The sequence below is a fragment of the Streptomyces misionensis genome, from assembly GCF_900104815.1.
Classification (GTDB): Bacteria; Actinomycetota; Actinomycetes; order Streptomycetales; family Streptomycetaceae; genus Streptomyces; species Streptomyces misionensis.
The window spans coordinates 867,010-888,594 of sequence record NZ_FNTD01000004.1; the positions used below are offsets into that span (position 1 = coordinate 867,010).

At 73.5% G+C, this 21,585-nt stretch carries 22 protein-coding genes and 1 pseudogene; 12 read left to right on the forward strand and 11 right to left on the reverse strand.

Annotated features, from left to right (window positions below; genetic code table 11):
• Positions 1-114 precede the first annotated feature (114 nt).
• Entirely contained in the window at positions 115-462 is a 348-nt protein-coding gene (locus tag BLW85_RS05525) for a DUF488 domain-containing protein (RefSeq protein ID WP_074991110.1), read from the forward strand.
• 36 nt (positions 463-498) lie between these two features.
• Here the strand turns inward: BLW85_RS05525 and BLW85_RS05530 are convergent, their stop codons facing one another.
• Both BLW85_RS05530 and BLW85_RS05535 read right to left on the reverse strand, forming a co-directional pair.
• On the reverse strand, positions 499-2,172 hold the full coding sequence (locus BLW85_RS05530) for an FAD-binding dehydrogenase (RefSeq protein WP_074991113.1): 1,674 nt from the start codon (positions 2,170-2,172) through the stop codon (positions 499-501).
• Between the two features lie 17 nt (positions 2,173-2,189).
• Positions 2,190-2,837 (reverse strand): TetR/AcrR family transcriptional regulator, encoded by a 648-nt coding sequence (locus BLW85_RS05535; RefSeq protein WP_070026672.1) that lies wholly within the window; start codon positions 2,835-2,837, stop codon positions 2,190-2,192.
• A 134-nt stretch (positions 2,838-2,971) separates the two neighbouring features.
• Here BLW85_RS05535 and BLW85_RS05540 point away from each other — a divergent pair, with 134 nt between their 5' ends.
• Together BLW85_RS05540 and BLW85_RS05545 are read left to right on the forward strand one after the other, a co-directional pair.
• The gene (locus BLW85_RS05540; protein ID WP_074991114.1) at positions 2,972-3,601 is read left to right on the forward strand and encodes an alpha-ketoglutarate-dependent dioxygenase AlkB; all 630 of its coding nucleotides are present in this window, start codon (positions 2,972-2,974) and stop codon (positions 3,599-3,601) included.
• Between the two features lie 86 nt (positions 3,602-3,687).
• Positions 3,688-4,455, forward strand: a complete 768-nt coding sequence (locus BLW85_RS05545) for an MBL fold metallo-hydrolase (protein ID WP_074991116.1) — start codon at positions 3,688-3,690, stop codon at positions 4,453-4,455.
• A gap of 15 nt (positions 4,456-4,470) precedes the next feature.
• Here the strand turns inward: BLW85_RS05545 and BLW85_RS05550 are convergent, their stop codons facing one another.
• A complete protein-coding gene (locus BLW85_RS05550) occupies positions 4,471-5,337 on the reverse strand; it encodes a universal stress protein (RefSeq protein WP_074991118.1) in 867 nt (288 codons plus the stop codon).
• A gap of 238 nt (positions 5,338-5,575) precedes the next feature.
• On the opposite strand from BLW85_RS05550, the gene BLW85_RS05555 reads away from it, so the two are divergent.
• Positions 5,576-5,926 (forward strand): UBP-type zinc finger domain-containing protein, encoded by a 351-nt coding sequence (locus BLW85_RS05555; RefSeq protein WP_074991120.1) that lies wholly within the window; start codon positions 5,576-5,578, stop codon positions 5,924-5,926.
• On the opposite strand, the gene BLW85_RS05560 is transcribed toward BLW85_RS05555, so the two are convergent.
• Entirely contained in the window at positions 5,854-7,173 is a 1,320-nt protein-coding gene (locus tag BLW85_RS05560) for an SGNH/GDSL hydrolase family protein (protein WP_074991123.1), read from the reverse strand. The genes BLW85_RS05555 and BLW85_RS05560 overlap by 73 nt on opposite strands.
• A gap of 266 nt (positions 7,174-7,439) precedes the next feature.
• Positions 7,440-9,233: a M4 family metallopeptidase gene (locus tag BLW85_RS05565; RefSeq protein WP_074991125.1), complete on the reverse strand. Its 1,794-nt coding sequence runs from the start codon at positions 9,231-9,233 to the stop codon at positions 7,440-7,442.
• Positions 9,234-9,544: 311 nt separating this feature from the next.
• Here BLW85_RS05565 and BLW85_RS05570 point away from each other — a divergent pair, with 311 nt between their 5' ends.
• From BLW85_RS05570 to BLW85_RS05590, 5 genes are all read left to right on the forward strand, one after another.
• Positions 9,545-10,705 (forward strand): serine hydrolase domain-containing protein, encoded by a 1,161-nt coding sequence (locus tag BLW85_RS05570; protein ID WP_074991127.1) that lies wholly within the window; start codon positions 9,545-9,547, stop codon positions 10,703-10,705.
• A gap of 59 nt (positions 10,706-10,764) precedes the next feature.
• Entirely contained in the window at positions 10,765-11,442 is a 678-nt protein-coding gene (locus BLW85_RS05575; protein ID WP_074991129.1) for an AIM24 family protein, read from the forward strand.
• 88 nt (positions 11,443-11,530) lie between these two features.
• Entirely contained in the window at positions 11,531-12,493 is a 963-nt protein-coding gene (locus BLW85_RS05580; RefSeq protein WP_074991132.1) for a threonine/serine dehydratase family protein, read from the forward strand.
• Between the two features lie 57 nt (positions 12,494-12,550).
• Positions 12,551-13,522 carry an LLM class F420-dependent oxidoreductase gene (locus BLW85_RS05585; RefSeq protein ID WP_074991135.1) on the forward strand — a complete coding sequence of 324 codons (972 nt, stop codon included), beginning with the start codon at positions 12,551-12,553 and terminating at the stop codon, positions 13,520-13,522.
• A gap of 80 nt (positions 13,523-13,602) precedes the next feature.
• On the forward strand, positions 13,603-14,028 hold the full coding sequence (locus BLW85_RS05590) for an SsgA family sporulation/cell division regulator (protein ID WP_074991137.1): 426 nt from the start codon (positions 13,603-13,605) through the stop codon (positions 14,026-14,028).
• A gap of 90 nt (positions 14,029-14,118) precedes the next feature.
• Here BLW85_RS05590 and BLW85_RS05595 read toward each other — a convergent pair whose 3' ends face one another.
• The 4 genes from BLW85_RS05595 to BLW85_RS05610 are packed head-to-tail and all read right to left on the reverse strand — an operon-like array spanning position 14,119 to position 17,229.
• Complete coding sequence (locus tag BLW85_RS05595) at positions 14,119-14,616, reverse strand: DUF6328 family protein (protein ID WP_070026660.1); 498 nt, start codon at positions 14,614-14,616, stop codon at positions 14,119-14,121.
• A gap of 52 nt (positions 14,617-14,668) precedes the next feature.
• Entirely contained in the window at positions 14,669-15,652 is a 984-nt protein-coding gene (locus BLW85_RS05600; RefSeq protein ID WP_070026659.1) for an aldo/keto reductase, read from the reverse strand.
• A gap of 53 nt (positions 15,653-15,705) precedes the next feature.
• Positions 15,706-16,401, reverse strand: coding sequence for a ribonuclease H family protein (locus tag BLW85_RS05605; protein ID WP_074991140.1), 696 nt, complete (start codon positions 16,399-16,401; stop codon positions 15,706-15,708).
• Positions 16,402-16,434: 33 nt separating this feature from the next.
• Positions 16,435-17,229, reverse strand: a complete 795-nt coding sequence (locus BLW85_RS05610) for a VOC family protein (RefSeq protein WP_070026657.1) — start codon at positions 17,227-17,229, stop codon at positions 16,435-16,437.
• 146 nt (positions 17,230-17,375) lie between these two features.
• Here BLW85_RS05610 and BLW85_RS05615 point away from each other — a divergent pair, with 146 nt between their 5' ends.
• Together BLW85_RS05615 and BLW85_RS05620 are read left to right on the forward strand one after the other, a co-directional pair.
• Positions 17,376-18,377 carry a zinc-binding alcohol dehydrogenase family protein gene (locus tag BLW85_RS05615; protein ID WP_208624956.1) on the forward strand — a complete coding sequence of 334 codons (1,002 nt, stop codon included), beginning with the start codon at positions 17,376-17,378 and terminating at the stop codon, positions 18,375-18,377.
• A 46-nt stretch (positions 18,378-18,423) separates the two neighbouring features.
• A pseudogene (locus BLW85_RS05620) lies at positions 18,424-19,322 on the forward strand (aminoglycoside phosphotransferase family protein).
• Between the two features lie 4 nt (positions 19,323-19,326).
• Here BLW85_RS05620 and BLW85_RS05625 read toward each other — a convergent pair.
• Positions 19,327-19,809, reverse strand: a complete 483-nt coding sequence (locus BLW85_RS05625; RefSeq protein ID WP_074991145.1) for a VOC family protein — start codon at positions 19,807-19,809, stop codon at positions 19,327-19,329.
• A gap of 273 nt (positions 19,810-20,082) precedes the next feature.
• Between BLW85_RS05625 and BLW85_RS05630 the strand changes: the two genes are divergently transcribed.
• Positions 20,083-20,970 carry an RNA polymerase sigma factor SigF gene (locus tag BLW85_RS05630; protein WP_074991147.1) on the forward strand — a complete coding sequence of 296 codons (888 nt, stop codon included), beginning with the start codon at positions 20,083-20,085 and terminating at the stop codon, positions 20,968-20,970.
• Positions 20,971-21,033: 63 nt separating this feature from the next.
• Here the strand turns inward: BLW85_RS05630 and BLW85_RS05635 are convergent, their stop codons facing one another.
• On the reverse strand, positions 21,034-21,486 hold the full coding sequence (locus BLW85_RS05635; protein ID WP_070026652.1) for an ATP-binding protein: 453 nt from the start codon (positions 21,484-21,486) through the stop codon (positions 21,034-21,036).
• Positions 21,487-21,585: the final 99 nt, after the last annotated feature.

A 21,585-nucleotide genomic window follows, 5' to 3' on the forward strand; every position in this document is an offset into this window, starting at 1 on the left:
GCCCCGGTGACCCGGGCTCCGTCTGATTCCGGCCAAGTGGCGCCGACCGGCGCGTGCCGGGCGGGCGCAGTACGCTCGCGGAAACGGCCCCTGGTGTGAAGGAGGGTCCCGGCCATGAGCGTGCGGGTACGCCGGATCTACGAAGAACCCGATCCCGACGACGGCCTGCGGGTCCTGGTCGACCGGCTCTGGCCGCGCGGGATGACCAAGGGCGAGGCGCACGTGGACGAGTGGCCCAAGGGGCTCACTCCGTCGGCCGAGCTGCGCACCTGGTTCCACGGCGGCGGCTCCTACGAGGAGTTCCGCCGCCGCTACGAGGCGGAACTGGACGCCCCGGAGGCCGCCGAACTCCTCGACGGCCTGCGTGAGTCCGTCCGCAAGGGCCGCGTGACCCTGCTGACGGCGTCGAAGACGCCCGAGCGCAGCCACGCCCAGGTGCTGCTGGAACAGCTCGGCGGCTGACCCCGCGGGAGCCGGCCGGGCACCAGGCGGCCGGGCTCAGCCCGTCTGGCGGGCGGCGTGCCGGCCCGCGGCGCGGCCGGAGAAGAGGCAGCCGCCGAGGAAGGTGCCCTCCAGGGAGTTGTAGCCGTGCACCCCGCCGCCGCCGAAGCCGGCCACCTCGCCCGCCGCGTACAGCCCCTCGATCGGGCTGCCGTCGGTGCCGAGGGCCCGGGAGTCGAGGTCGGTCTGGATGCCGCCGAGCGTCTTGCGGGTGAGCACGTGCAGCCGTACGCCGATCAGCGGGCCCGCGGCCGGGTCCAGCAGACGGTGCGGGGCGGCGACCCGGCCGAGGCGGTCGCCGAGGTAGCGGCGGGCGTTGCGGATGCCCTGGACCTGAGAGTCCTTGCTGTACGGGTTGGCCATCTGGAGGTCGCGGGCCTCGATCTGGCGGCGCACCTGGGCGGCGTCGAGCAGCGGCTTGCCGGTGAGGGCGTTCATCTTCTCGACCAGGTGCTCCAGGGACCCGGCGGTGACGAAGTCGGCCCCCTTGTCGAGGAACGCCTGCACCGGACCGGGCGCCCCCTTGCCGAGGACCCGGTCGCGCAGCACCGCCTTGCGGTCCTTGGCGGTGATGTCGGGGTTCTGCTCGGAGCCGGAGAGGGCGAACTCCTTCTCGATGATCTTCCGGGTGAGGACGAACCAGGAGTGGTCGTAGCCCGCGATGTCCTCGGTGGTGCGCAGGTACTTGAGGGTGTTGAGGGTGTCGTAGCCGGGCAGGCAGGGGTCGGGCAGCCGGCGGCCGAGGGCGTCCAGCCAGATGGAGGACGGGCCGGGCAGGATGCGGATGCCGTGGCCGGACCAGACCGGGTCCCAGTTCCGCAGGCCCTCGGTGTAGTGCCACATCCGGTCCCGGTTGACCAGCCGGACGCCGGCCGCCGCGCTGATGTCGAGCATGCGGCCGTCGACGTGGGCGGGTACGCCGGTGACCATCTCGGCGGGGGGCGTGCCGAGGCGGGCGGGCCAGTAGCGGCGCACGATGTCGTGGTCGGCGCCGATCCCGCCGGTGGTGACGACGACGGCCTGGGCGGTGAGTTCGAAGTCGCCGACGCGCTCGCGGCTGGTGGCGACGCCGCGCGGTGCGTCGTCGGGGGCGAGGACGGTGCCGCGCACGCCGCGGGCCGTGCCGTCCTCGATGACCAGTTCGTCCACCTGGTGGCGGTGGTGGAAGGTCAGCAGCCCGTCGCGGGCGGCCTGCCGGGCGTGCTCGACGAAGGGTCCGACCACTCCGGTGCCGGTGCCCCAGGCGATGTGGAAGCGGGGCACGGAGTTGCCGTGTCCGTCGGCCCTGAGGTCGCCGCGCTCGGCCCAGCCGACGGTGGGCAGCAGTTCTATGCCGTGGCCGCGGAGCCAGGACCGCTTCTCGCCGGCCGCGAACTCCACGTAGGCGCGGGCCCATCGGACCGCCCAGGAGTCCTCGTCCTCGATCCGGTCGAACTGCGCGCTGCCGCGCCAGTCGTTCCAGGCCAGTTCGAAGGAGTCCTTGATGCCGATGCGGCGCTGTTCCGGGGAGTCGACGAGGAAGAGGCCGCCGAAGGACCAGTACGCCTGGCCGCCGAGGTTGGCGCCGTTCTCCTGGTCGACGAGGGCCACCCGGCGTCCCCGGCTGGTGAGTTCGTGGGCCGCGACCAGGCCGGCGAGGCCCGCTCCGACGACGATGACGTCCGCGTCCATGACGTGGGGTTCCTTCCTCAGTGCGTGGATGAGGGGGTGGCGGCGGTGGGCGGCGCGGTGCGGCCGTCGGTGAGCAGGGCGGTGAGCAGTTGCTTGAGCCAGGTCCGCGCGCGTTCGACGTCCTTGTCCAGCAGCAGCTGGACGGTGACGCCGTCGTACGCGGCGACCACGGCGTGCGCGGCGCCCGCCACGTCGCCGAGCACGGCGGGCAGCGCGGTGTGGCCCCGGGCCCGGAAGAGGCGGTCGGCGACGGCCTCGCGGAGCCGGGCGCGGTGGTCGAGGAGGGCCCCGGCGACGGCCGGGTCGCGGGCGGCGTGCACCAGGAAGTCGGTCTTCACCAGCAGCCAGTCCACGTCGAGCAGCAGCACCTCGGTGACGCGGTCCACGGCGGCCGGTACGTCGAGGCCGGGGCCGTCCTCGGCGAGGGCGCCCGCGACCTGGTCGGCGATGAGGTCGGCGCGCTCCTGGTAGAGGGCGAAGAACAGCTCGTCCAGGGTGGCGAAGTTGGAGTAGAAGGCGCCCCGGCTGTACCCGGCGGCCTCGCAGACCTCCTCGATGGAGACCCGCCCGAAGCCCTTGGCGGCGAACACCCGGAACGCGGCGTCGAGCAGCCGGGCACGGGTGTGCGCCCGGCGCCGGGGGACGCGCTCGGCGGTCTCCTGCATGGCGGCACCTCGCTTTCGATACAGGAATGTATCCAATACATCCATGTATCGAAAGGGGGCGGACGCGAGGGGACCCGGCGGAGCCGGGATTGATCAAATGGAACGGATTTTCGATTAAGGAGTACGCTGGCTCCATGGCCACGCACCTCCAGGGCTCCCTGTTCGACCAGACCGACGAGCTGGGACTCGGCCCGCTGGACGGACTGCGCCGGACCGTGCTGGGCGCCGGCGCCTGGATCGACGTGCTGCCGGGCTGGCTCGGCGGCGCCGACACCCTGTTCGAAACACTGGCGGCACAGGTGCCCTGGCGCGCCGAGCGCCGCAAGATGTACGACAACGTGGTCGCCGTGCCGCGCCTGCTGGCCTTCTACGGCGCGGCGGACCCCCTCCCCCACCCGGTCCTGGACGAGGCCCGCGCCGCGCTGTCCCGGCACTACGCCGAGGAACTGGGCGAGCCGTTCACCACCGCCGGGCTGTGCTTCTACCGCGACGGACGGGACAGCGTGGCCTGGCACGGCGACCGGATCGGCCGGGGTTCGCGCGAGGACACGATGGTGGCGATCCTCTCCGTGGGCGAGCCCCGCGATCTGCTGCTGCGCCCGGTCGGCGGGGGCGGCCCGACGGTGCGGCGGCCGCTCGGACACGGCGATCTGATCGTGATGGGCGGCTCCTGCCAGCGCACCTGGGAGCACTGCGTGCCGAAGACGGCGCGGGCCGCCGGACCGCGGATCAGCATCCAGTTCCGGCCGCACGGCGTGCGCTGAGACTCCGGCCGGCCCCTTGCGCCGGGTGGTGCCCGATCTGATTGGCTGTCCTCCCGACGATCATCGACACTCGGGGCGGAGAGAGCATGCGGGCACAGGTACACCAAGTCGCCGACGGCACCTATCTGGTGCACGGCAACAACGTCAACTGGGTGATCCTCAAGGACGGGGACGGCATCACGCTGATCGACACCGGCTACCCCGGGGACCGGCCGGGAGTTCTGGAGTCCCTCGCGGAGGTGGGCGGTTCGCCGGAGGCGGTCGCCGCGGTGCTCATCACCCACGCGCACAACGACCATCTGGGCTCGGCCGAGTACCTGCGCACCACCCACGGCACGCCCGTCTACCTGCACCCGGCGGAAGTCCCGCACGCCCGCCGGGACTTCCTGCACCAGGCCACCATCGGCGACGTGGTCCGCAACGCCTGGCGGCCGGGCCTGCTGCCCTGGGCGGCGCACGTCATCAAGGTCGGCGGCATCGAGCACAACCCGGTCTCCGCGCCCGAGCCGTTCCCCGCCGAGGGCCCGCTGGACCTGCCGGGCCGCCCGGTGCCCGTGCACACCCCCGGCCACACCGACGGCCACTGCGTCTACCACCTGCCCGAGGCGGGCATCGTGATCTCCGGCGACGCCCTGGTCAGCGGGCACGCCACCTCGCGGGTGAAGGGACCGCAGCTGCTGCACGGCTTCTTCCACCACGACGGCGGCCAGGTGCTGGACTCCCTGGACGTGATCGCCGCGCTCGACGGCGACACCCTGCTGCCCGGCCACGGCCCGGTCCACCGGGGCGCGGTGCGCGCCGCCGCCGAACAGGCCCGCGACCGGGCCACCCGCGGGTCCCGCGGGCGGGCCTAGGGTTCACGTCCCGCGCTACACGTGCGGGACCACCGCCACCGGGCAGTCCGCGTGATGCAGCACGCCGTGGGCGACCGAGCCGATCCGGGCCCCCACGGCGGTGCGCCGGGCCCGCCGGCCGACGACCATCAGCTGGGCCCGGCCGGCCAGCGACAGCAGCACCTGCCCGGCGCTGCCCATCTCCACCTGCTCGGCCACCGGGACCCCGGGGAACCGCTCGCGCCAGGGCCGCAGCGCGTCGGCCAGGGCCTGCCTCTCGTACGGTTCGAGACCGCCGGCCTCGTCCAGCAGCCTGAGCGAACCGGGGCTGTAGGCGAAGACCGGCGGCAGGGTCCAGGCCCGCACGGCCCGCACGGTGGCGCCGCGGGCCGCCGCCGTCTCGAAGGCGAAGCGCAACGTGGCGGCGCTGTCCTCGGGGTCGCCGTGCTGGCCGACCACCACCTCCCGCCCGGCCGCCTCCAGCGCCGGGCGGTCCCCGGCGCGCACCAGCACCACGGGCCGGGTGGCCTCGGCGATGACCTGCTGTCCGACGGAGCCGAGCAGGAAGCCGACGACCGGTCCGTGCCCGCGCGAGCCGAGCACCAGCATCTCGTCCCGCGAGGCAGCGCCGCCGAGCGCCGCCACGGCGCCCTCCTCGACCACGTCGGCGCTCACCGTGAGCTTCGGGTGCCGCTCGGCGAGCGCGCGCACCGTCTCGGCCACGCCCTGCTCCGCCCAGCCCCGCTGCGTCTCCCGGTCGGCTCCGGCGAGCTTGTCGGCGTGGTGCCACGCGTGCAGCACCCGCAGGGGCAGGTCCCGGCGCACGGCCTCCCGGGCCGCCCAGTCGAGCGCGGCCCGGCTCTCCTCCGTGCCGTCCGTGCCTGCCGTGATCGGCCGTGTCATGCCTGGTCTCCTCGTCGTCCCGGGGGTGCGTGCTGCCGGTGCCCACTATCGGGCACCGCGCGGCCCTTGCCGCCCCCGGCCCCGCGCCCGTCCGGACGAACCGGGGCGAAGGCGGGCGATCGAACTTACGACGGAGGCATACCGGTGCGGTGGCAGCGCGGCGACGGGCCCCGGGACATCCGGTGACGGTTCGGCGGCGGGCGCCACGGCACCCGCGGGCCGACACGGAGGAATCCGCATGAGCACCCCTGAGGGCATCGACCCGGGCGTCCCGCCGAGCGGCACCGGCTGCGTGGAGTGCGAGGCCACGGGCGGCTGGTGGTTCCATCTGCGCCGCTGCGCCCAGTGCGGGCACATCGGCTGCTGCGACGACTCCCCCGCCCGGCACGCCACCGCCCACTACCGGGCCACCGGACACCCGGTCATCCGCAGCTTCGAGCCGGGCGAGCAGTGGTTCTGGGACTACACCACCGAGGAGTTGTACACCTCGGGGCCCGAACTCGCCCCGCCCGCGGGTCATCCCGCCGACCAGCCGGTGCCCGGTCCCGCGGGGCGGGTGCCGGAGGACTGGGCGCGCGGCTCGGGCTGAGCCCCGGCGCGCGCGGGGCGTCCGGCCCGGCGCGCGCACTGGAGGCGGTCCAGGTCGACGCCGCCGGCAAGGGCCCGCATGCCCCGGTCGCCGGGGTGCAGATGGTCGCCGCCGTCGAGGTCCGGGCGCAGCCGCTCGGGGTCGCGGGGGTCGCGCAGCACCCGGTCGAAGTCGGCGACGGCATCGAACTCCCCGCTCTCGCGGACGAACCGGTTGACGTCCCGGCGTACGGCCTCGGCGCCGGGGTTCCATTCCGGCCGGCCCTTGAACGGGCCGATGGTCGCGGCGACCACGCACAGGTGGGCGGCGTGCGCCCGGCGCACGATCCGCCGGTAGCCGGCGATCAGGTCGGCCGCGGTGGCGCCGGGGCGGGCCTTGAGGTCGTTGACGCCCTCGAAGAGGAAGACGGTGCGCACCCCCGGCAGCGACAGCACGTCGCGGTCCAGCCGGTGCAGGGCGCTGGGCCCGGCGTCGTCCGCGAGCACCTTGTCCCCGGAGATGCCCTCGTCGGCCACGCCCTCGACGGCGGCGCGGGCCGCGCGCAGGCGCCGGGCGAGGTGGTCGGGCCAGCGGCGGTCGGTGTCCGGGGTGGACCTCTCGCCGTCGGTGAGGGAGTCGCCGAGCACGGCCACGGCGCCGGTCGCCGGGCGGCCCGGCCGTACGGAGACGGCGTCGAGGTACCACCAGGAGCCGGTGGTCCCCGTCCAGTGCGCGGCGCCCGGCGCGGCGGTGTGCGCGCCCTGCCCGGTGTACGACGTCCGCAGCGCCATCCGGTGACCGCTGGCCGGTCCGGCGGCGTGCGGGGTGTGCAGGCTGACGGCGAGGTCCGCGCCGGCCGGCAGCCGGCCGGGCAGCGGGTCGCTCCACGCCATGGTGCCGGGGGGCAGGGTGATCCGGCGGGCGCCGCCGAAGGTCAGCGGGCGGTTGGCGCCGGGGCGCACGGCGGCGCCGCGCAGCCGCGGTCCGGCGTAGACGTGGTCGAGGGTCAGCGGGCGGTCGCCGAAGGCGTTGGTGAAGCGGACGCGGGGCGCGCTGCCGCCCACGCTGGTGTGCACGATCATCCGGTAGTCCCGGCCCGCCGCGCCCGGGCCGAGCCGTTCGGCGCTCGCCGCCCAGGTGACCACGCCGGAGGGGTGCCCGGTGGCACCGGGCAGGTGGGGTGCCGCGCGGGCCGGGCCGGCCTGGCAGGCGGCGGCCGTCAGCAGGGCGGCGGCGACGCGGCAGCCGCGCCCGCACCGGCCGTTCACGGGGTGCCCGGTCCGCCGGGTCCCGGCCGGGCCCCGGGGGACGTGTCGGCGTGTCCCACGCTCGTCATGGTCGCGCCGCCACGCCGGCCGCGCACCTCGGTGGGCGCTCTCACCGGGGGTGCCCATCCGCTGTCCCTCCCGCCGTACGGTCCCGGTCTCGCCGTCGGTGCGGGTTCCGGGGGGCGGCGCCACGATGCGGTGGCGGATCGGCGGCGGACCTGCGGATGCCCCGCGCGGGGCGGGGCATCCGGTGGTGCGGGGGTCGGTCAGTGCCGGGCGGCCGGCGTGTTGGCCGCGGTCACGTCGACCGCGGCCCACGCCTTGTCCACCGTCTTGTACTCGGTGCTGCTCGCGCCGTACAGGTCCTTGGCCGCCTTCAGCGTCGCGACGCGCGCGTCGTGGAAGTCGGTCGTGGAGACCATGTAGCGGGTGAGCGCCCGGTAGAAGATGGCGGTGGCCTTGGTGCGGCCGATGCCCTTCACCGTGGACCTGTCGTACGTCGGCGAGTCGTACGCGACGCCGTTGATCGTCTTCTTGCCGCTGCCCTCCGCGAGGAGGTAGTAGGCGTGCGACGAGACGCCGGAACCGGCGTGCACCTCGGTGCCGTAGGTCTCCGGCGTCCAGTAGTCGATCGTGCCCTCGAGCTTGTCGAGCGAGGGGTGGTCCAGGCGGCGCAGGAACTTCTGCCCGATGCCCAGCTTCTCGCCGATCAGGTAGTCGGGCGTGTCGCTCTTGTTGGCCGCGAAGAACTCGACGTTGGAGCCGAAGATGTCCGCCAGCGACTCGTTGAGCGCGCCCGGCTCGCCGTACTGGTTGCCGTCGGGGTCGACGTAGGTCGGCTCCAGCTTCGCGGTGGCGTCCACCACGCCGTGGGTCAGTTCGTGACCGGTGACGTCCAGGACGACCAGCGGCTTCCTGAAGGTCCGCCCGTCGCCGTCGCCGTACAGCATGCAGGTGCAGGTGGGGTCCCAGAACGCGTTGGCGACCTTGTCGCCCCAGTGGACCATCCCGTGGGCGGCCTTGCCGTTGCCGGCGATCCCCTTGCGCCCGAACGTCTTCTTGTAGAAGTCCAGGGTCTTGGTGATGCCGTACTGGGCGTCGGCGGCGGCGCTGGCACGGTTGGCGGTCGTGCCGTTGCCCCACACGTTGGTGGTGCTGGTGAACTTCGCGCCGGCGCCGAAGCTTTCGGGACTCCTGCCCTTGGCGTCGCGCACCTCGGTGCCGTACCGGGTCGGGTCGGCGAGCTGGTAGTGGCCGCGCGAGGTCTGCGTGGTGGTGAGGCCGACGCTGCCGACGAAGAGCGTCTTGCCGGTGCCGCTCGCGGCCGACGGGTACGACGTCCTGGCACCGGTGGTGGTGCCCGAGCCGGCCAGGGCGGCGCTGCGCGCGGCACCGACGGCCGGGTCGAGCGTCACGCCCTTCTTGCGCAGGGAGGCGAGCAGCCTGGGCGACAGGAACTGGTCGCTGTCGGGGGTGTTGCTGCGCACCTTGCCGGTGACGGCGTCCACGACGACGGTGTTGGTGCCGTCCTGGGCGGTCACGGTCACCTGGTAGGCGAGCGCGGAGGCGCCGCCCCGGGCGTCCACGACGAGCCGGGCGGTGCCCGCCTCTCCCTTGGCGGTCTGGGCGGCCTTGGCGGCGGCCTGGCCCGCGGTGAGCCTGGCCTGCGTGGCGGCGGCCGGCTTGACGGTGTGGTCGGCGGCGCGGGTCACGCCCGTGTAGCGGAGCGCGTGGTTGAGGTGGACCACGAGGTCGCCGCCGAGCACCGGCAGGCCGGCGTGGGTGCGCTCGAAGCGGACGTGCCGGGCGCCCTCCGGGTCCAGCATGACGTCCTGGGCCCGCAGTTCGTCGCCCTGCGTGACCCCGGTCGCGGTGGCGTGCGCGAAGGCCGCGGCGCGCGCCGCGCTCACCACGGTGGCGTCGGCGCTGGTGGCGGCGGACGCGACGGAGCGCGCCTCCCCCGTCGTGGTGGGTCCCGCGAAGGCCGTACCGGCCAGGCCCGTGGCAACCGTCGTCACCGCGACGGCGACCGCCACCGAGCGTATGTGCGGTTTACGCAATCTGATCAGGGTTCCTTCTGTGAAGGGCGGCGGGATCGTCAACCGCCCTGTGACATGGCGCGATCGCGCGCGCCACGGGGGCTGGTCGGGCCCCCGGGGTCACCCTTACGGATCAGTCATGTGCACGTAAAGCTGGAATGATCCATTTCGCGATCTTCTATGGCAATCCTTTGCAAACGAAAGCCAGAGAGTGATCGGTAGTTGACCAGCTGTGTGTCGACTGTGGAGATGCCGCCTCAATCCCCTAGGTTCCCAGGCCGGAATGTGACTGATGTCGCATCAACAGACGTACGGATGGGAGTGGATGCCCGATGGTGTCAGCCACGGTGGGCAGGGGTGCGGTGCTCGGTGCGGTCACGCTGGCCCTGCTGGCGGTCCCGGCACAGGCCGCGACCGGTCAGGTGAAGTCCCCGGCGGCGGCCGGACTTCCGAAGCCCGACGCGGCGGGTCTGGCCCGGGTGCTGCGCTCGGCGGTGGAGCAGGGCGCGCCCGGCGCGCTCGCCCGGATCGACGACCACGGCACGACGTACACGGCCACGCACGGGTTCGCCGACCGCGGCACCCGGCGGGCCATGGCGGCCGGCGACCGGTTCCGCGTCGGCAGCGTCACCAAGACCTTCTCGGCCGTCGTGCTGCTGCAACTCGTCGACGAGCACAAGCTGTCGCTGGACGCGCCCGTCGACCGGTATCTGCCGGGGCTGCTGCCGGACGACCGGATCACCGTCCGCCATCTGCTGAGCCACCGCAGCGGACTGTACGACTACACCAACGACATGTTCGCCGACAGCGTCCCGGGCTTCGAGGCGGTGCGGAACAAGGTCTTCACCTACCGCGAGCTGGTCGCGCTGTCGTTGAAGCACCCGCGCACCAACGCGCCAGGCGCCGCCTACTCCTACTCCAACACCAACTTCGTCGTCGCGGGCATGCTCATCGAGAAGCTCACCGGGCACCCCGTGGCGACCGAGTACCGCACGCGCGTCTTCGAGCCGCTGAAGCTCCGTGACACCTTCTACGTCCACCCCGACACCCGCATCCCGGGCGCCCACGCCCACGGCTACCTCACCCCCGACAAGGCGGGTGACCCACTGGTGGACGCCACCGACCAGACGGTGTCCTGGGCGCAGAGCGCGGGCGCCGTCATCTCCAGCGCGCGGGACCTGGACACGTTCTACGGCGCGCTGCTGGGCGGCAGGCTGCTGTCCCCCGCACGGCTCGCCGAGATGGAGAAGATGACGCGGGTGAACGCCACGACCGCGTACGGGCTCGGACTGCGCCGGCGCGATCTGTCCTGCGGTATCTCGGTCTACGGGCACACGGGCACGGTGCAGGGCTACTACACGTACGCGTTCGCCACCAAGGACGGCGGCCGCCGCATGACCGCCGTCGCCACCACCTCGAACAACGGCAAGGTGCTCGACACCCTCGCGGGGACGCTGGAGTCGGCGTTCTGCGGCAAGCCGAAGAAGGGCTGATTTCCGGCGGGCGGATCACGATCTTGGCGGAATGCCCCCTTCCGGGTGAGGATTCCCCCATGAAGGGTGATCTTTTCTCCAGCCGGTACGTGGTGCGCCCCGCCGCCGAACCGGGCATGTCCGTCGAGAACGCCAAGTGCCTCAAGTACACGGTGGACGGCGAGATGTACGCCCGCCAGGGCGCGATGGTCGCCCACCGCGGCAGCCTCCGCTTCGAGCGCAAGGGCCAGGGCGTCGGCGGCATGCTCAAGCGCGCCGTCACCGGCGAGGGGCTGCCGCTGATGGCGGTGCGCGGGCAGGGCGAGGTCTGGCTCGCGCACGAGGCGCAGAACTGCTTCGTCCTGGAGATCGAACCCGGCGACGCGTTCACGGTGAACGGCCGCAACGTGCTGTGCTTCGACCCGACGTTGTCGTACGAGATCAAGACGGTGAAGGGCACCGGCATCACCGCGGGCGGCCTGTTCAACAGCGTGTTCAGCGGCCACGGCCGGCTCGGCCTGGTGTGCGACGGCAACCCGCTGGTCATCCCGGTGTCGGCCGAGCAGCCCGTGTACGTCGACACCGACGCGGTGGTCGGCTGGACCGCACACCTGGAGACCTCGCTGCACCGCTCGCAGTCGATGGGGTCGATGCTGCGGGGCGGCTCCGGGGAGGCCGTCCAGCTGATGCTGCGCGGCGAGGGCTTCGTCGTCGTACGGCCGAGCGAGCTGACCCAGCACAAGCCGCAACAGCACTGACCGGCGAACGCCGTTGACCTGGGGTCGCCATACGCGTCAAGGTGCGTGCGGCGCGGTCCCCACCCCCGCGCCGGAAGGGTGAAGCACCTTGATCGGCATCTCGGACATCGAAGCCGCCGCCCGGCTGATCGCCCCGCACGTGGTGCGGACGCCGACCGTGGCGAGCCCCGGGCTCACCGCGCTGCTCGGCGTCCCCGTCACCGCCAAGCTCGAACTCCTCCAGCGCACCGGCTCGTTCAAGGCCCGCGGGGCCGCGGCGAAGCTGCTGTCGCTGGGCGAGGCCGAGCGGGCGGCCGGCGTGGTGGCGGTCAGCGGCGGCAACCACGGCATCGCGCTCGCGGTGATGGCGGCGGCCCTCGATGTGAAGGCGACGGTGGTGATGCCCCGCACCGCGCCCGCCCGCTCCCTCGCGCTCGCCGAGGCGGCCGGGGCGACGCTGCGGCTGACCGACGGCATGGACAGCGCCTTCGAACTGGTGACCACGCTCAGGGACGAGGGGCTGACCCTCGTCCACCCGTTCGACGACCCGATGGTGATCGCCGGGCAGGGCACGGTCGGCCTCGAACTGGCCGAGGACGCGGCCGACGAGCCCACCGACGTCCTCGTCAGCATCGGCGGGGGCGGCCTGATCGCGGGCGTCGCGGCGGCGCTCCGGGCCCGCCGCCCCGGCGTCCGGGTGTGGGGCGTGGAGACGCGGGGCGCCGAGGCGATGTCCGCCGCGCTGAGGGCGGGCGGTCCGGTGCCGGTGCCGCTGTCCTCGGTGGTCACCACGCTCAGCGCGCCCTCCGTCTCCCGGCTGACCTACGACCATGTCCGCGAACTGGTCGAGGAGGTGCTGGTGGTGCCGGACCGGGAGGCCGTGCGGGGCTGCCTGGAGCTGGCCGACCACGCCAAGGTGTGGGCGGAGCCCGCCGCGGGCTGTCTGCTGCCCGCCGCCCGCGAGGTGATCTCCCGGGTCGGCCCCGGCGCCCGGCTCGCTCTCGTGGTCTGCGGCGGCAACACCGCCCTCGGCGAGCTGACCGGCTGGGCGGACCGCTTCGGCCTGCGATGACTCCCGGCAGTCCGCCCCGGGCCGTTTTCCCGCGGCTCGCCCGGGGACTCGGCCTCCATGGTGCAAATCGGATACACGATGATGACCGAGCAGGCCGGTCCCCGGGAGCTGGTGGACCACGTGGTGCGCGCCGAGGAGGCCGGGTTCGACTTCTCGGTGACCTCGGACCACTACTTTCCGTGGCTGCGGTCGCAGGGCCACTCCCCGTACGCGTGGAGCGTGCTCGGCGCCGCGGCCCAGGCCACTTCGCGGATTCCGCTGATGACCTACGTGACCTGCCCCACCCGGCGCTACCACCCGGCCGTGGTGGCGCAGAAGGCGGCCACCGTGCAGCTGCTGTCCGAGGGCAGGTTCCGGCTCGGGCTCGGCTCCGGCGAGAACCTCAACGAGCATGTGGTGGGCGGCGGCTGGCCTCCGGTGGACGTGCGGCACGAGATGCTGGAGGAGGCGCTGGAGATCATCCGCGCGCTGTTCCGGGGCGATCACGTCACCTATCACGGCGAGCACTTCGACGTGGAGTCGGCCCGGCTGTGGGACCTGCCGGACCAGCCGCCGCCGATCGGCGTCGCGGTCTCCGGGGAGCAGTCCTGCCGGCTCGCCGGACACCTCGCCGACCTGGTGATCGCGACCGAGCCGAAGGCGGGCCTGCTGGAGGCGTTCGACCGGCACGGCGGCGAGGGCAAGCCCCGGATCGGCCAGCTGCCGGTGAGCTACGGCACCGACCGGGACGCGGCCGTCGAACGCGCGCACGGCCAGTTCCGCTGGTTCGGGCTGGGCTGGAAGGTGAACTCCGAACTGCCGCACCCGGACTCCTTCGCGGCCGCGACGCAGTTCGTCACCCCCGACGACGTGGCCTCCTCCATCCCCTGCGGCGACGACCCGGAGGACTTCGTGGCGGCCGTACGCCCGTACGCCGAGGCGGGGTTCGACGAGATCGCCCTGGTGCAGATCGGCGGGGAGACCCAGCCGGAGTTCCTGGACTGGTCCGCGAAGACGCTGCTGCCCGCGCTGCGCGAGGCGTTCGGCTGACGCCCGCGCACCGCGCATGTCAACTTCCGCCGAACCGGGGTACCCGGAAGATCCACGCCGATCGTCGCGGAGGTCCTCGCGTGAACACGTCCGTGCACACGTCCCTGGTGGTGCAGCTCCACACGCCGGGCACCGGCCGGTACCCGGTGTTCGTCCATCTCGGCTACGACGCCGCCGACCCGTTCGCCGTCACGGCCGTCTTCGCCCACGACGGCCGGGTACTGGCCCACTGGCGCCTGGACCGGGAGATGCTGGCCGCGGGACTGTCCGGGCCGGTCGGCATCGGCGACGTACGGCTGCGTCCGGCCGGCACCGGGCCGGGGCACGAATTGCGCATGGAGTTCCTCGGCGACACCCGCCCCGACGGCGGCCGGCAGCGCGCGGTGGTGTACGCGTGGGCGTCGGCCGTCGCCGGGTTCCTGCGCGAGACCCACGCCGTCGTGCCGCCCGGCAGTGAACGGGCCCCGGTGGACGAGCTGCTGGCGGACATCCTCGCCACCGGCTGAGCGGCCGGGAGACGTCCCGCGGCGTGGGGCGAGGTCCCCGGCCGGTCCGAGCGCGTCGGACCGGCCGGGGACCTCGCCCGCTGCGGCCGCTCAGGCGTCGTCCCTGCTGGTGGTGTGCCGTCGGCGGGCCCACATCGGGAGACCGAACCAGCACGTCAGGTACCAGGCGACGACTCCCGTGACCAGCCAGGGCACATAGCTGTCGTGCGTGGCCACCCGGAGGATGAGCAGCAGGGCGGAGGTCGTGGTGGCGAGCAGCATGACCAGGCCCACGAAGGTCAACCGGGCGGCGAGCCGCACCGCCTGGGGTTTGATCCGGCGCCCCGAGACCAGCCGGTGCAGGGAGACCGGTCCGATCAGGGCGCCGGTGGTGCAGGCGCCGAGGACCACCGTGACGATGTAGATGTGCTGGTCGTCGGCGGGCAGCCGGGTGAACTTCGGGTAGAAGACGACGGTCAGCAGGAACCCGAACAGGATCTGCACTCCCGTCTGGGCGACGCGGACCTCCTGGATGAGTTCACCCCACATCCGGTCGGCCCGCTCCTCCTCGGTCTCGTGTCGTCCTCTGCGTCGTCCGTCCTCGGTCATGCGATGCAGGTAACCGCCCGGCCGTTCCTTCAAACGGTGGGCATCAGCGCCGTCACCAGCGGTGTTCGACCTGCTCCCGGATCCGCTTGTCGTACAGGCCCCGGATCGCGGCGAGGGTGTCCTGCGACAGCGGCGGCAGCGCGGCGGCGGCCGCGTTGGCACGGGCCTGCTCGGGGTTGCGGGCGCCGGGGATCACCGTGGTGACGCCCTCCTGCTCGATGATCCAGCGCAGCGCCAGCTGGGCCGGGGTGTAACCCTCGGGGGCCAGGGCGGCGAACTCGGCGGCGGCCTCGACACCGGTCTCGTAGTCGACGCCGGAGAAGGTCTCGCCCTGGTCGAAGGCCTCGCCGTGCCGGTTGAAGGTGCGGTGGTCGTTCGCCGCGAAGACGGTGTCCTTGGTGTACTTGCCGGACAGCAGCCCGGAGGCGAGCGGCACCCGGGCGATGATGCCGACGCCGGCCTCGCGGGCGGCGGGCAGCACCTCGTGCAGCGGCTTCATCCGGAACGGGTTGAGGATGATCTGCACGCTCGCCACATGCGGCCGGGCGATCGCGGCCAGCGCCTGGGCGCAGGTCTCCACGCTCACGCCGTACGCGGCGATGCGCTCCTCCTCGACCAGGGTGTCCAGGGCGTCGTACACCTCGTCGGAGGTGAACACCGGGGTGGGCGGGCAGTGCAGCTGCACCAGGTCGATCCGGTCGACGCCGAGGTTGCGGCGCGAACGGTCGTTCCAGGCGCGGAAGTTGTCGAGGACGTAGTTCTCGGGGAGCTGTTCGACACGGCGGCCCATCTTGGTGGCCACCAGCACACGCAGGTCGGGCCGGCCGCGCAGGAAGGCGGCGATGGTCTGCTCGCTGCGTCCGTCGCCGTAGACGTCGGCGGTGTCGAAGAAGGTGACCCCGGACTCGGCCGCCGCCTCCAGGACCGCGAGGGCGTCCTTCTCGTCCACGTCGCCCCAGTCCGCGCCCAGCTGCCACGTGCCGAGACCGACCACCGACATCTTCTGACCCGACCTGCGGATTTCACGTTCGTCCATGCCGACAGTCTGTCACCCGGTGGCCGGCCCCGAGGCGCGGGCCCGCCGCCGGCTCAGGCCTCCGCGGTGCGGCACTCCGGGTGGCCCCAGCCCTGCGCGTTCTTGGCGATGGACTCGCCGGCCGCGTACGAGCGGCCGCAGACGCAGCGGCCGGGGAACTTCGCCTTGAGGGTGCGCGAGGAGGACGCACCGCCGGCGCGGCGGACCGTCTTCTTGCGCGGGGCGGACGCCTTCGGGGTGTCGGGCGAGGGCGGCGGCACCGGCGAGCCGAGCGCGCTGCCCGCCGCCTCCTGCACCGTGGCGGCCTGACTGGCGGCGCGGTCGGCGAAGTCGTTGAGCGGGTCGCCGTCGACCTGGTGGGCCGGGACGTAGCGGAACTCCACCGACCTGCCGTCCAGGAGGGCGTCGATGCGCACCACCAGCTCCTGGTTGGCGACCGGCTTGCCGGCGGACGTCTTCCAGCCGTTGCGCTTCCAGCCCGGCAGCCAGGTGGTGACGGCCTTCATGGCGTACTGGGAGTCCATCCGGACCTCCAGCGGCACCTCGGGGTCGACGGCGGTCAACAGCCGCTCCAGGGCAGTGAGTTCGGCGACGTTGTTGGTGGCCCGGCCGAGCGGGCCCGCCTCCCAGCGAGCGGGTGTCCGCTCGTCGTCGTCCGAGACCACCCACGCCCATCCGGCCGGCCCGGGGTTTCCCTTCGAAGCCCCGTCGCACGCGGCCACCACTCGTTCACGCATGCGCACGATCATCCCACGGCCGCGCGGGTGCCCGGTCCGGGCCGGTCAGACGTCCTCGATCCGGGGCGGCTCGCCCTCGGTGGCCGTGATGTCGATCACCGAGAAGTCGGCGCCCTGCGGATCGCTGAGGGCCGCGAACCGGCCGAAGGGGCTGTCCATCGGCCCGAAGCGGACGGTGCCGCCGAGCCGGCCCGCCACGGCGACGGCCGCGTCACAGTCGGCGACGGCGAAGTAGACGTTGATGTACGACGGCACCTCGGGCGGGAAGTCCTCGGTCATCCGCATCCGGCCGAGCACGGTCTCCTCACCGACGTCGAACACCCGGAAGTCCACCGCGTCGTCCGCCAGGTCCCGCGCGCGGTACGGGAAGACCGCGGTGAGGAAGGCGTCCGTCCGCTCGGGATCACGGCTGAAGACCTCCGCCCAGCAGTAGGCGCCGGGAGCGGCGGTCTCCTCGAAGCCCTCGTGGGTGCCCGCCTGCCACACCCCGAAGACGGCCCCGCTGGGCTCGCGGGCCAGGCACATGGTGCCGACGTCGGCGATCTGCATCGGCTCCATCAGCACGTCGCCCCCGCTGTGCCGGACCTTCTCCGCCGTGGCGGCGGCGTCCGGCGAGGCGAAGTACAGGCACCACTGCGAGTGCCCCTCCTGGCCGGGCATGGGCGGGACCACGGCGGCCACGGCCCTGCCGCGCACGTAGGCCTGGGTGTAGTTGCCGTACTGGGACGTGGACTCGCCGAAGGTCCAGCCGAGGACGTCGCCGTAGAACCTCTTGGCGCCCTCCAGGTCGGTGAACATCGCATCGGCCCAGCAGGGGGTTCCTTCCGGTTGTACGGCCATGCCCGCCGCCCTCCTGGTGTCGCGCCGGCCCCCGTCTGCCCACGCTAGCCAGCCCCCGGCCGCGCCGCGCGCCGAGCGGGGGCCTGCCGGACACTGGGGAGGGGACCGGACCTCGCGGAAGGGCACGGGCGATGACGGCAGCGGTGATGCGGGCGTGGTCGGTGGTGGAGCAGGGCCCGGTCGAGGGCGAGCCGCTGCGGCCGGTCGAGCGGCCGGTGCCCGAGCCGGGGCCGGACGAGCTGCTGGTGCGGGTGCGCGCGTGCGGGGTGTGCCGGACCGATCTGCACGTCGCCGAGGGCGACCTGCCGGTGCACCGGCCGGGGGTCACGCCCGGCCACGAGGTCGTCGGCGAGGTGGCCGGCACCGGGTCGCAGGTCTTCGGCTTCGCCCCCGGCGACCGGGTGGGCGTGGCCTGGCTGCGCCGCACCGACGGGGTGTGCGCCTACTGCGCCCGCGGCAACGAGAACCTGTGCCCGCGCTCGCGGTACACCGGCTGGGACGCGGACGGCGGTTACGCGGAGTACACCACCGTCCCGGCGCCCTTCGCCTACCGGCTGCCCGAGGCGCTGGACGACGTGCCGGCGGCTCCGCTGCTGTGCGCCGGGATCATCGGGTTCCGCGCGCTGCGCCGTTCCGGGCTGCCGCGCGGTGGCCGCCTCGGGCTGTACGGCTTCGGGGGCAGCGCCCATCTGTGCGCGCAGGTCGCGCTCGCCGAGGGCGCGACCGTGCACGTGATCACCCGGGGCGAGGCGTCCCGCGGGCTCGCCCTGGAGCTGGGCGCGGCCTCCGCGCGGGACCTTTCCGAGTCGCCGCCGGAACCGCTGGACGCGGCGATCCTCTTCGCCCCGGCCGGCGAGCTGGTGCCGGTGGCGCTGCGTGCCCTGGACCGGGGCGGGGTGCTGGCCCTGGCGGGCATCCACCTCACCGACGTGCCGCCGCTGCGCTACGAGACCGACCTGTTCTACGAGAAGGAGCTGCGCAGCGTCACCGCCAACACCCGTGCGGACGGCCGGGAGTTCCTGGCGCTGGCGGCCCGCCACGGCGTCCGCGCGACCACCCACCCCTATCCGCTCGACCGGGCCCCCGAGGCCCTGCGGGATCTGAAGGCGGGCCGCTTCGACGGGGCGGCGGTGCTGGTGCCCGAATGACGTCCCGGTGAAATCCCCTCGACAGGAGGGGCGTCGGGGCGCTCGGATGGGGGCCGTGAACGCGCAGCGCATGCACGCCGACGAACTCGGCATCGACGCCCCGCTGGTCCGGCGGCTGATCGCCCGGCGCTTTCCCGAGTGGGCCGGGCTGCCGGTGCGGCGGCTGGTGTCCTCGGGGACGGAGAACGCCATGTTCGGCTGGGCACGGAGCTGGTGGTCCGGCTCCCCCGGCACCCCGGCGCGGTGCCCGACCTGGCCCATGAGCAGCGCTGGCTGCCCCGGCTCGGCCCGCTGCTCCCGGTGGCCGTGCCCGAACCGGTGGGCCGGGGCGAGCCGGACGAGGACTACCCGTGGTCCTGGTCCGTCTACCGCTGGCTGACGGGCGCCAACCCGACGGCGGGTGCCGTGTCCGCGCCGCGGCGCCTGGCCGAGGACCTGGGGCGGTTCGTCCACGCCCTGCGCCGCGTCGCCCCGCAGGACGCGCCGGCCGGCTACCGGAGCGGCGCCCTGAGCGAGCGGGACGCGCCCACCCGTGCGGCCATCGCCGAGCTGGGCGGGCGGATCGACACGGCCGCGGTCACCGCGCTGTGGGAGCGGGCGCTGCGCGCGCCGCGGCACGAGGGGCCCCCGATGTGGTCCCACGGCGACCTGTCGCCCGGCAATGTCCTGGTGGACGGCGACCGGCTCGGCGCAGTCATCGACTTCGGCTGCGCGGGCGTGGGCGACCCCGCCGTGGACCTGATGCCGGCCTGGAACCTGCTGCCCGCCGCCGCCCGGCCCGCCTTCCGCGAGGCCGCCGGAGCGGACGACGCCGAGTGGGCCCGCGGCCGCGGCTGGGCCCTGTCGGTGGCCCTGATCCAACTGCCCTACTACTGGCGCACCAACCCGCCGCTGGCGGAAAACTCCCGCCATGTGATCGCCGAGATCCTCGGGGAGCGGGACTGAGCGCTCACTCCCCCGCGTACGCCCGCTCCAGCGCGGCCGCGTCCAGCTTGCCCATGCTCATCATGGCGCGGGCGGTGCGCGTGGCCTTCTCGGGGTCCGGGTCGGTCATCAGGGTGAGCAGCCGGTCGTACACGACCTGCCAGGAGACGCCGTAGCGGTCCTTGAGCCAGCCGCAGTCGCCGCCCGCGCCGCCGTCCGCGGTGAGGGCGGTCCAGTAGTGGTCGATCTCCCGCTGGCCGGAACAGAGGATCTGGAAGGAGACCGCCTCGTTGAAGGTGAACTGCGGGCCGCCGTTGAGCGCCATGAACCGCTGTCCGTTGGCCGTGAACTCGACGGCCAGGACAGAGCCCTCCGCGCCCGGGCCGGCCGCGGTGTGCCGGGTGACGCGGTCGACGCGGGAGTGCTCGAAGATCGACACGTAGTAGTGCGCGGCCTCCTCCGCCTGGCCGTCGAACCAGAGGCATGTGGTGAAACCGTCGGTGGTCATGAGCACTCCCGGGGGATGGGGGAAACGGGTCCGGCGGTGAAGACTCCCCCGCGGGCCGGAAGTCATCGGTGCCCCACGCCGGGTGGTGCCGGAGCGCACCGGCGATTTTCCGTCAGTGCGCGACGACGGGGGCATGCGCGGTGTCACGGGGGGTACCCGCCCGGTGAGCGACCCCGTGGCCGGCATGAGACGCCGTTCTCGGGGTACGCGAGCAGCGCAGGGACCGACGCCCCGACCGAACGGCGCCGGACCGTGACTTTCGTGGGAGTGTTGATGGACACCGCCGGGAAGCGGGCGCAGACAGCGGTCATCGAGAAGACCGGGCAGGAGCGGACGAGCGAGGAGGCGCTGCCCGGCATCGCCGACCCCTCCTCCGTGGCCCCGCTGGACGCACGCTCGCTGTCCCGCCAGTTCTTCCGCCGGCTGGCCGAGCTGGAGGAGGGCACCCACGAGTACCAGTACGCGCGCAACACCCTCATCGAGATGAACATGTCGCTCGTGCGGTTCGCGGCCGGCCGGTTCCGGGGCCGCGGCGACGACATGGAGGACATCGTCCAGACCGGCATGATCGGCCTGATCAAGGCCATCGACCGGTTCGACCTCTCCCGGGAGGTGGAGTTCACCTCCTTCGCGCTGCCGTACATCGTCGGCGAGATCAAGCGCTTCTTCCGGGACACCACCTGGGCGGTGCACGTCCCGCGGCGGCTCCAGGAGCTGCGGGTGGAGCTGGCCAAGGCCCGCGAGGAGCTGTCCAGCAGGCTCGACCGCGAGCCGACGGTCGCCGAGCTGGCCACCTTGATGAACCTGTCCGAGGACGAGGTGATCGAGGGCCGGCTCGCCGCCAACGGCTACAACTCCTCCTCCCTGGACGCCGCGCTGACCGGCGACGGCCCGGAGAACGGCGAGGCGGTGCTCGCCGACTTCATCGGCGTGGAGGAGGAGGGGCTGCGGCTGGTGGAGGACTTCCACGCGCTGGCGCCGCTGATGGCGCAGCTCAGCGAGCGGGACCGGCAGATCATCCATCTGCGGTTCGTGGAGGAGGCCACCCAGGCGGAGATAGGGGAACGGCTCGGCTGCTCCCAGATGCACGTCTCGCGGCTGATCAAGCGGATCATCACCCGGCTGCGCCAGGGGATGCTGGGCGAACTCGGCTGCGCCTGAGCAGCGGGACGACGGCCCGGGACCGCTGGGGCGGTTCCGGGCACCCGGCGCGTTCGGGGATGGTCAGCGCCGCAGTTCGAGGCGGGCGATCACCCGCTTGCCGACGGGGATCCGCTCGACGACGACCTCGGTGGCGAGGGCGTGCACGATCTCCAGCCCGTGCCGTCCGACGCGCTGCGGGTTCTTCGGGAACAGGTGCGGCACGGCCGTACTGCTGTCGCAGACGGAGACCACGACGGCCGCGTCCGTGCCCTCGAGTTCCAGGATGTAGGGGCCGTCGCTGTGCCGGTCGGCGTTGGTGACCAGCTCGCTGACCAGCAGGAGCAGCTCGCCGTCCACGCCTTGGTCGATCCGCGCGCACCACTCGGTCCGCAACTGTTCGAGGAACTGGGCAGCGAACGCCCGTGCCTCGGCGATGCAGCCGGGCTCGCCGGTGAAGTGCGTCGCTCGTCTCAGCGGCTCGACGGGTACGTCGAAACCGGTCGGTATCACTGCCCCGCCCAGGTGCTCGGTCATGCTGTCTTCCTCGCGGGCCACGGGCCCCGTCCGTTCGGTCGTATGCGTCGCACCTGTCCTCCTACCCCGAGCAGTGCCGTCCAGTCCAGGCGTTCGCCC

Excerpts from the sequence above, each read along its gene's own strand:
- BLW85_RS05525 (WP_074991110.1), top strand. The coding sequence starts at position 115 with ATGAGCGTGCGGGTACGCCGGATCTACGAAGAACCCGATCCCGACGAC.
- BLW85_RS05530 (WP_074991113.1), bottom strand. The coding sequence starts at position 2,172 with ATGGACGCGGACGTCATCGTCGTCGGAGCGGGCCTCGCCGGCCTGGTC.
- BLW85_RS05535 (WP_070026672.1), bottom strand. The coding sequence starts at position 2,837 with ATGCAGGAGACCGCCGAGCGCGTCCCCCGGCGCCGGGCGCACACCCGT.
- BLW85_RS05540 (WP_074991114.1), top strand. The coding sequence starts at position 2,972 with ATGGCCACGCACCTCCAGGGCTCCCTGTTCGACCAGACCGACGAGCTG.
- BLW85_RS05545 (WP_074991116.1), top strand. The coding sequence starts at position 3,688 with ATGCGGGCACAGGTACACCAAGTCGCCGACGGCACCTATCTGGTGCAC.
- BLW85_RS05550 (WP_074991118.1), bottom strand. The coding sequence starts at position 5,337 with ATGACACGGCCGATCACGGCAGGCACGGACGGCACGGAGGAGAGCCGG.
- BLW85_RS05555 (WP_074991120.1), top strand. The coding sequence starts at position 5,576 with ATGAGCACCCCTGAGGGCATCGACCCGGGCGTCCCGCCGAGCGGCACC.
- BLW85_RS05570 (WP_074991127.1), top strand. The coding sequence starts at position 9,545 with ATGGTGTCAGCCACGGTGGGCAGGGGTGCGGTGCTCGGTGCGGTCACG.
- BLW85_RS05575 (WP_074991129.1), top strand. The coding sequence starts at position 10,765 with ATGAAGGGTGATCTTTTCTCCAGCCGGTACGTGGTGCGCCCCGCCGCC.
- BLW85_RS05585 (WP_074991135.1), top strand. The coding sequence starts at position 12,551 with ATGGTGCAAATCGGATACACGATGATGACCGAGCAGGCCGGTCCCCGG.
- BLW85_RS05595 (WP_070026660.1), bottom strand. The coding sequence starts at position 14,616 with ATGACCGAGGACGGACGACGCAGAGGACGACACGAGACCGAGGAGGAG.
- BLW85_RS05600 (WP_070026659.1), bottom strand. The coding sequence starts at position 15,652 with ATGGACGAACGTGAAATCCGCAGGTCGGGTCAGAAGATGTCGGTGGTC.
- BLW85_RS05605 (WP_074991140.1), bottom strand. The coding sequence starts at position 16,401 with ATGATCGTGCGCATGCGTGAACGAGTGGTGGCCGCGTGCGACGGGGCT.
- BLW85_RS05610 (WP_070026657.1), bottom strand. The coding sequence starts at position 17,229 with ATGGCCGTACAACCGGAAGGAACCCCCTGCTGGGCCGATGCGATGTTC.
- BLW85_RS05615 (WP_208624956.1), top strand. The coding sequence starts at position 17,376 with ATGCGGGCGTGGTCGGTGGTGGAGCAGGGCCCGGTCGAGGGCGAGCCG.
- BLW85_RS05625 (WP_074991145.1), bottom strand. The coding sequence starts at position 19,809 with ATGACCACCGACGGTTTCACCACATGCCTCTGGTTCGACGGCCAGGCG.
- BLW85_RS05630 (WP_074991147.1), top strand. The coding sequence starts at position 20,083 with ATGGACACCGCCGGGAAGCGGGCGCAGACAGCGGTCATCGAGAAGACC.
- BLW85_RS05635 (WP_070026652.1), bottom strand. The coding sequence starts at position 21,486 with ATGACCGAGCACCTGGGCGGGGCAGTGATACCGACCGGTTTCGACGTA.